The organism is Planktothrix sp. FACHB-1355 (genome assembly GCF_014748295.1).
GTDB classification, from domain to species: domain Bacteria; phylum Cyanobacteriota; class Cyanobacteriia; order Cyanobacteriales; family Aerosakkonemataceae; genus Aerosakkonema; species Aerosakkonema funiforme_A.
Map to the genome: position 1 here is coordinate 1 of NZ_JACJUP010000091.1, position 10,722 is coordinate 10,722.

A 10,722-nucleotide genomic window follows, 5' to 3' on the forward strand; every position below is an offset into this window, starting at 1 on the left:
GTTGCATACGCAGTTTTTTTTCTAAGATTAATATACCGCCAAAAGGAGTTTTTTCTGCTTCTGGATCTATCGAAGTAATGCCGTATTGGCAAATATCTCCACCGATACAACTCCCTGATTTGTACCAACTTGGCAGCGGCTCAGAACTTGCAGGAGACTGAAGTCTTTTTTGTCCCCATTCCAAATAGATGGCAAGCGCTTTACTTTTGTAAGCATTTGCGGGATTTCTTTGTTGGGTAAATAAAGTAGCAGCTCTTTGTAAATCTGCGATCGCCCCTCGATAATCTTCTCTATGAGTCTTGCTTACACCTCGGTTATAAAAGTCTTCTGCCCTAGTTTGAACTATTTCTTCCGCTGATGGCGCTATAGGAATTTCCCACAGTAATATAGCAATTCCTAAAACTGAGTTTGCTTTTTGTAAATAGTTCATAATTTTCGTTCTTTCCTAGTTGCATAATAACAAAAGCCCAGCACAGCAAGGTTTTGCATAAATTTTACGCTAAATTACCAGATAAAGTACGGAAGACCCAGTTTTATTGCAAACTATTGATCGATCCTGTATAAGTCCGATCTGTTTGTCGTGCGATCTAGATTGCTATGTACCGAAAATTGTTTACGTCAGGTGAGTTGGGAAACCGTTTGGGTCGCCAGGGAATCTGGTTTGACCGCTTGTGGGTATTAGGATTGCTAATAGCAGCAATTACAATTTATGCTATTAATCTGGGCAACCTACCCTTGCGAGATTGGGATGAGGGAATTGTAGCTCAAGTGGCCCGCGACATTTGGCGGGCACCAAGCGGCTCTTTGCGCTGGCTTTACCCAACGCTGGCCGATACACCATATATCAACAAACCCCCACTCGTACATATCCTCATTGCTTGGGCGTATTCGGTTGGAGGCGTTAACGAATGGACGACCCGCTTTCCGGGAGCAATTTTAACAGCTCTCTCCGTTCCTCTGCTCTACGGTATCGGGCGAGAAATTTTTCCCCAACGCCTACCCGCCATTTTTTCGGCTTTGATTTACCTAACCTTATTGCCGATTTTACGTCATGGGCGATTGGCCATGCTGGATGGGACAGTACTGTGCTTTTTTCTATTTATGGTGTGGTGTTTATTACGCAGTCGCCGTAACTTACGCTACTGTCTCGGCATTGGTATTGGCTTCGGATTGATTTGTCTGACTAAAGGTATTTTGGGTTTATTATTAGGTGCGATCGCCCTCCTATTTCTGGCCTGGGATACACCTCGACTCTTAACATCTTTTTATTTCTGGATTGGTATCCTAATTGGCAGTTTTCCAGTCGCTTTATGGTACATAGCTCAGATTCTGCACTACCGTCAGACATTCATCAGTGAAGGTATTGTCGGCCAATCCTTACAGCGTATTTGGGCACCGATAGAAAATCATGCAGGGCCACCTTGGTATTATCTTCTGGAAATCTTGAAATACAACTGGCCTTGGCTGCTTTTTTTGCCCCAAAGTTTGCGCTTAGCTTGGGAAAATCGCAATCTCGGTTGGGCAAAGTTAGTCCTGATTTGGAGTGGCGTTTACTTATTGGTAATCTCGGTAATGAGTACAAAACTGCCTTGGTACGTATTGCCGATTTATCCAGCTTTAGCATTAGCACTGGGAGCCTATTTGGCAGAAGTTTGGTATTGGCCCACGACAAAATCCTATCCCCGCGCTTGGAGCCTTAGTTTAGCGCTGCTAGCTTTGATAGGTTGGGGTGGAAGTATTTACTTTGGTGGATTCTCTCCAAAACCAGAACAAGATATACAGGTGATATTGACTTCAGTTGCGCTAACCATGACCCTAGCAGCTGTCTTGGTTGCGCGTCGCGACCTTCAATTTATCCCCATTTTGTTTTGGGGTACTTATGTTTCCTTAGTGCTGCTAATGACTTCGGAACATTGGGTTTGGGAATTAGCCGAATATTATCCAGTTAAGCCAGTTGCCGAGATCATCCTCAAAAGCGATATCCCAATAGGAGAAAAGATATATACATCCCACCCCAACTTTCGTCCTTCGTTGAATTTTTATAGCGATCGCCAAGTGATCCCCGCTTCTGCTATAAACTTAGACCTGAAGAAATATTGGCAGTCACAACCTGCCCCCTACTTATTGCTCGATCCATCCTCTCTAAAAAATTTAAGTTTACAACCGATGCGATCGCTAGGCGCAGCCGCAGGTTGGACTCTAATTACGAGAGAAGTCGATGCCAAGAGAGTACCGTAGGTGAGTGGGGTAGTGGGCCAAAAGATCGAAAACTCTTTTTCACCAAGAATCTCTTATGGCAACGCCCCATGCCCATTTCGCCATCACCAATTTGGTCACTCCACCAATTTTGTCACCCAATCCATAAATCCCTGCAAAGGATTTTGTTGAGTGGGCTTTTCATCCAGGGTTGCCAAACTGTAACCCAGGAAAATAGCGCTACCGACGATCGCAATCAGGGAAATAGGTTTGACAATGCGAAAATCCCGACGCATACGAGCCAAAGGGCGACTTTGACGACGTAACATCTGCCCATCAGTCCGCAGTTTTTTACTCGGTTGGGGGTCGCGGACATAATGACCGCTTTCACTAACTACAAAGCGTTCCTGGCAATACGGACACATATATAGTCCACTGCCCGTGTTACCCAGCCTCATTCCCTTAGAACGATGGCAAATCGGGCAAGAAACAGAATGACCATCAAATGTGTGAGCATTCATCAGAATTTCCTAGTTTTCCACGGGATGTATATATTTTTCAGTGCTGATTAAGGTAACACTGCCTTGACGCGGCTGCGCCAAGATTAGAGGTTTTACTTGTGATGAGCTGACGCCATAGCGTGACTGTTAGCGACTCCCATCTGCCTGGGTACTTCTCGTTTATTTGAAGTGACGACAGGACGTTAGCCACAGATTTACATATTCGCCGATTTCATAGGACTACTAAACGATGACATTTTCCACACCCGTTGCTTTCCTGGCTTTACCCCTGACACTCAGAGGCAACTTTTCAGACTAGCCAACATGGATTGGATTATTTTGGCATCATCCTTAGTCTACCCTTGTTGACTGCCAAAACTGCACACCTGTAGTCTTCCTTATCGATACAATCTAAATGAGGAGCCAGTCACAAAATTTAACCAAACCGCCGATAATTGGCACTCACAAAACAGCAGTGCGATATCCTGTGCAAACAGATTACTCGCTCTTACCACAGCCACAAAACGCTATAACCAAGCGTCAAAGAAACGTTTTCTACCTGCCAAAGGGGCTTTGCTGCCGGGGTTCGACTTAGCGTCGATCGAGGTCGAAACGACCGGAGAGGGAAAGTAAGACCATCACCGAGTTCCATCTCGGACACCGCAACTGGTGTACCTAACATGGCATCTACCTGTAAGACACTAAGTCCGAACTTCAAACGTATCGTCAAATGAGAGTACTTCTCTGTTTCTCTATATAGTCAACTTTATAATGACCGCCATCCCTCCTACTGCTGTGCGTCTGAACGAACAGCCATTGCTTAATACAGGACAATCTTGTCTTACTTCTAACCAATCATCCCGTCTAACTCGCCTTTTTAACCGTCTCCAGCCATCCCCAGAAACTGTCGTACTGATTCTGGCAGTGCTGATTGGTAGCGGTACAGGTATGGGTGTAGTGACGTTTCACTATTTGATCGAACTGATCCATACCCTGATGCTACAGGACTTGATGGGAAAGATATCGGCTTGGGGTGCGTGGACTCTCGCCTGCGTTCCCACTATCGGTGGCTTGCTCGTTGGCTTAATGCGCTGGCGCTGGCAAGACTTAGGCCCAAGCATTTCTACCTTAATTGCGACTACCCAAGAATCTCGCCACGCCGTCGCCAGACAGCTCAGACCGGTGACGAAGATGGTAGCAGCTTCGATTTCGTTAGGATCGGGTGCTTCTCTGGGACCGGAGGGGCCGAGCGTAGAAATTGGCGCAAATTTTGGGATGCTGCTCGGCCAAGTGCTACAAGTTTCTCAAGAACGGCATCGTTTACTCTTGGGGGCTGGAGCTGCCGCCGGCTTGGCAGCCGGGTTTAATGCCCCCATCGCCGGAGTGTTCTTTGCCCTAGAGGTAGTGCTGGGAACTACTTTTGCTACCTCAGCAGTTAGCGTCGTACTGCTAGCAGCTGTTGTATCCGCTTTAATCGCTCAGATTGGATTAGGGGCTCAACCTGCTTTTAGCTTGCCTGTTTACGAAGTTCGCAGCCCCCTGGAATTACCCCTATACATGGGATTGGGTTTATTGGCAAGTCTGGTATCAATAACTTACACCCAAGCAATTCAGCTAGCTCAGCGCTGCTTTCGCGGACAAGTACCTTTTTTTAGCTGGTTGGGTCGAATTCCTAGATTTATTCATCCCATACTAGGCGGTCTCTGCGTAGGTTTGGTAGCTTTGCAGTTACCTCAAATTCTGGGCATCGGCTACGAAACTGTTGAGGCTATGCTCCAAGATGTGGAGTTTTCGCTACAACTGCTGTTACTGTTACTGGTCGTCAAGCTATTGATGACGGCGGTAAGTTTGGGTAGCGGATTGGTGGGCGGCATTTTTGCCCCAGCGATGTTTTTGGGTGCGTCTTCGGGAGCAGCTTACGGAAAAATTCTGGCAGCTTTGCTACCGGGAATGAGCGCCAATATCGCCGCACCACCGGCTTATGCAATGGTTGGAATGGCTGCGGTTTTGGCTGGAAGCGTGCGAGCTCCGCTGACATCTATTCTTTTGTTATTCGAGCTGACACGGGATTACCGTATTGTCTTACCTTTGATGGCAGCAGTGGGTCTTAGCGTTTGGTTGGTGGAAAGACTTAAGCCAACTGCCACTCAGGGTTTGAACCTGCAACAAATGGGCTTGAATGTAGAGAAAGACCAGTATCTGGAAATTTTGAAGCAAATGCCTGTGAAGGCAGCTATGCAAATACCACGCTTGATGCTATTGGGTTCCTGCGGTGTCCTAGAAGCTGGCCTTGCTCTTACTGATGAGAGGTGCCATACGGCTTTGGTTGTTGATGCAAACGAGCAACTGATTGGCCTTGTTACTCTTAAGGATATCAATCGGGCGATCGCACGATCGCAAGCAGATCCTCTTGCTTGCAATTTAGCCACTCAGACCCTGGAATCTATCTGCACCAAAGAAATCCTCTACGCATACACTTCTGAGTCTGTTGCTGAGGCTTTAGACCGCATGGCAGCTCGTGGTTTGCATCAGCTACCTGTAGTTGAGCGAGACAATCCCCAGCGAGTTTTAGGCTTACTAGAACGGGAGGGGATTAACTTAGCTTGTGATGTAGCAGTTACAGGTCAGGCACTCACTCGCTACCTATCAACGTCATCTAAAACGGATGAGTTGCCTCTAAACAAACTCAAGCAACCTGCTTGAAAACTTCAAGTAGCTTTGCGGGAATTTATCTTTGCTTGACAGCAGAAAGAAAGCATTCCCCTAGCTTCGCCTGACCGTGCGCGGCGATCGGTCGGCGTATGCAACTAAGCAGCTTTCCGCTTGGTATTAAAGCTCAGGATTCTTCGTCCTCTGGAATTTCATCTGCATTTAGTTGACGCAGCCGAATATGCTTGCGTCCCAGAGAAATTTCAAACTCATCTCCTGGCTGTAGTCCCATCTGTTTGGTGTAAGCTGAGCCAATCAGTAAGTTACCGTTAGATTGCACACTAATCCGATAGCTAGCACTACGTCCGCCGCGTCCGTTGCCACCTTGTTTGCTGTCTAACTGAATGCCCTCGGCATCAATGAGAGCGTTCAAGAACTTCATCATATTGACGCGCTCTACACCGTTTTTTGTGACGGTGTAGTAGCCGCACTCTTTGGCCTTTTCTTCTTTGCTCAGATTTTCCAGCTCTTTGACTCTTCTGAGGAGAGCTTCCCCAGTTAGGGTTTCGATCTTTTTGGTTTTACTCATTAACTTGACCCGAAAATTAATCCTTCAAGTATTTTATAGTATCTTACTTTAGGTAAACTTTGCTATGCTTATGAAGCTTTAACTTTGTATCAGCTCGCAAAATTATGTTACAACACCCTCACTCAACTTGTTATCTTGCATTGTTCGGCAGTTGTAGGGGCGTTTATCAACAAGAAGCTTCTTCACCCATCACTTGCCTCAACGGTCAGCAGTAGTGGCAATAATTGTTCTATTTGCTTTGATGCCCCCATACCTTTATCGGCGGCATTTAAACCGTTATAAGCGACAACCTACCTTAACCAACTGACAGACTCCCTCTCTTAAGAGTAGGCGCGTCGTTATCCGATATGTTAGTGGGCCACTGTAGATAGGATCTTTATTCTCGATCGATCGACTGCTACGAATGCTGCTATAGAACAAAACTTACTGCATAGTACGCGCCTTTACGATTTAATAGCCACATCTAGCTTCTGGCAGTTGCTTCCAGATGGAAATTAAAAGACTCTATAAATAGATATGTGCCGTATGAGTTGTCAAGAGGATGAAACTAACCACTCGCGGACATTACAGTGTTAAGGCACTGCTAGATTTGAGTTTACAGCCAGGATACGGTCCCACTTCTGTGAGAGCGATATCCCGCCGTCAAGATATCCCAGCTCCATACTTAGAAAAACTGCTTATAGAGATGCGTCGTGCTGGTTTAGTCGAATCACTTCGCGGTGCCCAAGGTGGTTACAAATTGGCACGCCAACCCGCACAAATTTCTCTTGGACAGATTTTAGAAGCAGTTGGCGAAACTATTGAACCGCTCCCTCATCGCGCCCCCGATGCAAAGCTTGCTGAGGACTGGGTGACTTTTACCGTTTGGCGACAGTTGCACCAAAAGCTCAAAGAAGCTCTCTATAGTATTTCCTTGGAAGACCTTTATTTCGATGCCCGCAGCTGGCAAGCATCCTTGGGGGAAGAAACGAGTTTTGTTGTTTAATAGTCAGCAATTAGTGGAAGAATGAAGGATGAACGCAGAAGGATCGAAGTCTACTGACAGATGAGGGCTGAAAACGAACATTTGAGAAGGTATGCAGTTTGATTTTTGGCAACTGGAGCCGGCGCTCGTCTTGGTATTAGCAGCCTGGTTAGATTACCTGATTGGCGATCCTTGGGGTTGGCCTCATCCCGTGCAGCTGATGGGTTGGGTAATCGATCGCTTATTTAAATATCTAATAGAAATTTTAAACAACCCTATTACCCTACGCTGCATTCATTTTACAAAAAATATCGCTAATTTGCCGATAGATACCATAGCACCCCGATGTGCTGGCATAGTACTGGGAATCATCTTGGTAATGGGTAGCGCGTTATTGGGTTGGTTAATCGTTCAAGCTGCCAAGTGGCTGCATCCTTTATTGGGCATTGCTGTTACCACGGTTATCCTAGCCAGCTGTTTTGCAGGCAAGAGTTTGAGAGATGCTGCTGAAAAAGTTTTGCAACCCTTAACATCTGGAGATTTAACTGGAGCCCGTTCTAGTTTGAGCCAATATGTAGGTAGGGATACTGATAAGCTAGCAGAGCCAGAAATCCTGCGATCGGTTTTGGAAACGGTGACAGAAAATGCCACAGATGGGATAATGGCTCCATTATTTTATGCCATACTCGGTGCATTTTTGCCGATCGTAGGTAGCGTACCCTTAGCGCTTGCCTATAAAGCGGCAAGTACTCTCGATTCAACCATCGGCTATCGAGAAGCACCTTATACATATATAGGATGGTTTAGCGCCAAACAGGAAGATGTTCTTACCTGGCTTCCTTGCAGATTTTTGGTAATTACCTTGGCAGTTATATCCGGTAGACCCAGGTATGTTTGGCAAATGTGTCTTCGAGATGCGCCATCAGACCCCAGTCCTAATTCCGGTTGGAGTGAGTGTGTTTACGCTGCCATCCTGGGTGTGCAAGTAGGAGGTACAAATTGGTATCGCGGCGTTGCCAAACACAAACCCCTATTGGGAGATCCAATTAACCCTATTACTCCCGATCGAATCAGACAAGCAATGCAGCTGACACGCTGTTGCTTTCTGATTTGGTTGTGTATCGCATTAGCTGCCTTAAGCTTAAGAACTATTCATTGAATTGTTTTTTTGTCAAGCCAAACGAAATCGAAATCAAGCAAAGAATATGGGTTTCTAAGACAAATCCTCGCTTTGGAGCTAGAAATCTACGTAAAAACCCGGTTTATGGAATCATCGTGCCTAAGTAAGTCTTGGGAAAAAGAAATTCGTCAAGAGCGATAAGATAAGATTTTTGAAACCACCCAGTTGGGTGACTTGGTGGAACGAAGTGGGATGACAGCAGTCAAACTTTATTTAGGATTTACGCGAGGAAGAGGAGTGTGTCATGCCCAAAAGACTTTTGCAAGCAGCCATCATCACATTCTTGCTCCAGCTACTGGCGTTAGTCAGCTCACCAACCGATCGGCAAGCAAGCACAGCATATCGCTGGCGATCGAATCAAACCCCTATCGCCGTTCTCGTCCATCGCCTGTTTCAATCACAGAAAACGTTGTTCAGGTGAGAAATGATTTGATGCGATCGATGTCTCCGGCACGCTAGACTGCTATAGAAGGTAATCGATATGAGAGCTTTAATAACTTATTTGGCACTCTTGCATATTTATTGTTAAAGCCCCGCTTATCGTGCGAAACGATACCGAGTTATAGCAGCTAGTCGGTAGCCATGACGAATCGCCTTGCTCAATCCCCAAGTTTGTACCTGCGTAAACACGCCGAAAACCCCCTCGACTGGTGGCCTTGGTGTGACGAAGCTATAGAAGTTGCCCGCCGCGAAAACAAGCCGATTTTCCTTTCGATCGGTTATTCGAGCTGTCATTGGTGTACGGTCATGGAAGGCGAGGCATTTTCCGATCCGGACATTGCCGAATATATGAATGCCAATTTTATCCCGATTAAGGTCGATCGGGAAGAGCGGCCAGACCTGGACAGTATCTATATGCAAGGATTGCAGATGATGGTCGGGCAAGGCGGGTGGCCCCTCAATGTCTTCCTAGATCCCAAAGACTTAGTGCCTTTTTACGGCGGTACATACTTTCCCGTACAACCTCGCTACGGACGCCCCGGATTTCTACAAGTACTCCAAGCCATACGCCGCTACTACGATACGGAAAAAGCGAAGGTAGAATCGGTCACGGCTGAGATTCGCGGTTATCTCCAGCAAGCAGCAGCCTTGCAACCCGACGGTAGCGAAAAATTAGATTCATCTTTATTGCAACAAGGTTTAAATACTAACGCCAGCGTACTGAAGGGAGTAGGTTATGGCCCTAGTTTCCCGATGATGCCTTACGCCCAACTGGTATTGCGCGGGGTACGATTTGGTTCTCAGCTGGCAGTGGCAAATCAGGAATCCGAAAATGATTTTAGGCAAGTTTGTACCAAGCGCGGCTTAGATCTGGCGTTGGGAGGCATTTACGACCACGTAGCCGGAGGTTTTCATCGCTATACCGTCGATCCATCTTGGACAGTGCCTCACTTTGAAAAAATGCTCTACGATAACGGTCAGATTGTGGAATATCTGGCTTGTTTGTGGAGTAGCGGAGTAAGGGAACCGGCATTTGAGAGCGCGATCGCCGGTACGGTAGAGTGGTTGCAGCGGGAAATGACTGCTCCTGAAGGTTACTTTTACGCTGCACAGGATGCCGATAGTTTCCCCGATCGCACTGCTAAAGAGCCAGAGGAAGGAAACTTTTACGTCTGGAATTATAGCGAACTGCAACAGCTGCTCACTTCTGAAGAGTTAGCTGAGATGGAAGAGCAGTTTACAGTTACTGCTGAGGGCAATTTTGAAGGCAACAATGTTTTGCAACGCCGTCATCCGGGTAAGCTGAGCGACACAATCGAAACGGCGTTAGCCAAACTGTTTCAAATGCGTTATGGCGCAACGCCTGAAACTATGGAAACTTTCCCGCCCGCTATTAACAATCAGGAAGCTAAGAGCGGTAATTGGGATGGTAGGATTCCGCCGGTTACCGATCCAAAAATGATTGTGGCTTGGAATAGTCTGATGATTTCAGGGCTGGCACGAGCTTATGTTGTATTCGGTCAGATAGAATATTTTTTGCTTGCGGTTCGATGCGCCAATTTTATTTTGGATAGCCAGTGGGTGCAGGAACGCTTTCATCGTCTCAATTATGACGGAAAGCCGGCAGTTCTGGCTCAGTCTGAAGATTACGCTCTTTTTATCAAAGCGCTCCTCGATTTGCAGCAAGCAACCCTCAGAATTGAAGATAGCGAAGAAACTTCCGGTTACGAATTACCAAAAGCGAATTTTTGGCTCGAAAAAGCAGTTAAGGTGCAGGAAGAGTTCGATGAATTTCTGTGGAGTCTGGAATTAGGCGGTTATTATAACACAGCCAGGGATGCTAGCGGCGATCTGGTGGTGCGGGAGCGCAACTATAACGATAATGCTACTCCTTCTGCAAATGGGATTGCGATCGCTAACTTAGTGCAGCTCGCCTTGCTGACTGAAGATCTGCAATATCTCGATCGTGCCGAGCAAGCTTTACAAGCTTTTTGCAGTGTAATGAACCAACCCCAAGCCTGCCCCAGTCTATTTACTGCTTTAGACTGGTATCTTAACCACACTCTGATTCGTACTAACAGCGAGCATCTCCAATCTCTAATTGCTGAGTATGTGCCTACAGCTGTTTATGCGCTTGCGGATAATCTCCCAGATGGAAGTGTAGGCCAAGTTTGCCCAGGACTCAGCTGCTCGCAACCTGCCC

At 46.6% G+C, this 10,722-nt stretch carries 8 protein-coding genes and 1 pseudogene; 6 read left to right on the plus strand and 3 right to left on the minus strand.

All coding sequences use genetic code 11. The annotated features are described in order from the left end of the window. A pseudogene (locus H6S82_RS06670) lies at positions 1–430 on the minus strand (hypothetical protein); the annotation flags it as partial. Between the two features lie 167 nt (positions 431–597). Between H6S82_RS06670 and H6S82_RS06675 the strand changes: the two are divergent. After that, positions 598–2,238 (plus strand): glycosyltransferase family 39 protein, encoded by a 1,641-nt coding sequence (locus H6S82_RS06675; protein WP_190469447.1) that lies wholly within the window; start codon positions 598–600, stop codon positions 2,236–2,238. A 95-nt stretch (positions 2,239–2,333) separates the two neighbouring features. Here the strand turns inward: H6S82_RS06675 and H6S82_RS06680 are convergent, their stop codons facing one another. Further along, positions 2,334–2,717, minus strand: a complete 384-nt coding sequence (locus H6S82_RS06680; RefSeq protein ID WP_190469450.1) for a hypothetical protein — start codon at positions 2,715–2,717, stop codon at positions 2,334–2,336. A gap of 750 nt (positions 2,718–3,467) precedes the next feature. Here H6S82_RS06680 and H6S82_RS06685 point away from each other — a divergent pair. After that, the gene (locus H6S82_RS06685; RefSeq protein ID WP_190469454.1) at positions 3,468–5,399 is read left to right on the plus strand and encodes a chloride channel protein; all 1,932 of its coding nucleotides are present in this window, start codon (positions 3,468–3,470) and stop codon (positions 5,397–5,399) included. 133 nt (positions 5,400–5,532) lie between these two features. Here H6S82_RS06685 and H6S82_RS06690 read toward each other — a convergent pair whose 3' ends face one another. After that, the gene (locus H6S82_RS06690; protein WP_190469457.1) at positions 5,533–5,934 is read right to left on the minus strand and encodes an AbrB family transcriptional regulator; all 402 of its coding nucleotides are present in this window, start codon (positions 5,932–5,934) and stop codon (positions 5,533–5,535) included. Positions 5,935–6,475: 541 nt separating this feature from the next. Between H6S82_RS06690 and H6S82_RS06695 the strand changes: the two genes are divergently transcribed. The 4 genes from H6S82_RS06695 to H6S82_RS06710 all read left to right on the plus strand — a co-directional run. Continuing rightward, entirely contained in the window at positions 6,476–6,919 is a 444-nt protein-coding gene (locus tag H6S82_RS06695; RefSeq protein WP_190469460.1) for an RrF2 family transcriptional regulator, read from the plus strand. 91 nt (positions 6,920–7,010) lie between these two features. Further along, a complete protein-coding gene (cbiB, locus tag H6S82_RS06700) occupies positions 7,011–8,057 on the plus strand; it encodes an adenosylcobinamide-phosphate synthase CbiB (protein WP_190469463.1) in 1,047 nt (348 codons plus the stop codon). Positions 8,058–8,270: 213 nt separating this feature from the next. Beyond that, positions 8,271–8,537: a hypothetical protein gene (locus tag H6S82_RS06705; RefSeq protein WP_190469466.1), complete on the plus strand. Its 267-nt coding sequence runs from the start codon at positions 8,271–8,273 to the stop codon at positions 8,535–8,537. Positions 8,538–8,660: 123 nt separating this feature from the next. Beyond that, a partial coding sequence (locus H6S82_RS06710) for a thioredoxin domain-containing protein (protein ID WP_191056105.1) occupies positions 8,661–10,722 on the plus strand: 2,062 nt, incomplete at its 3' end.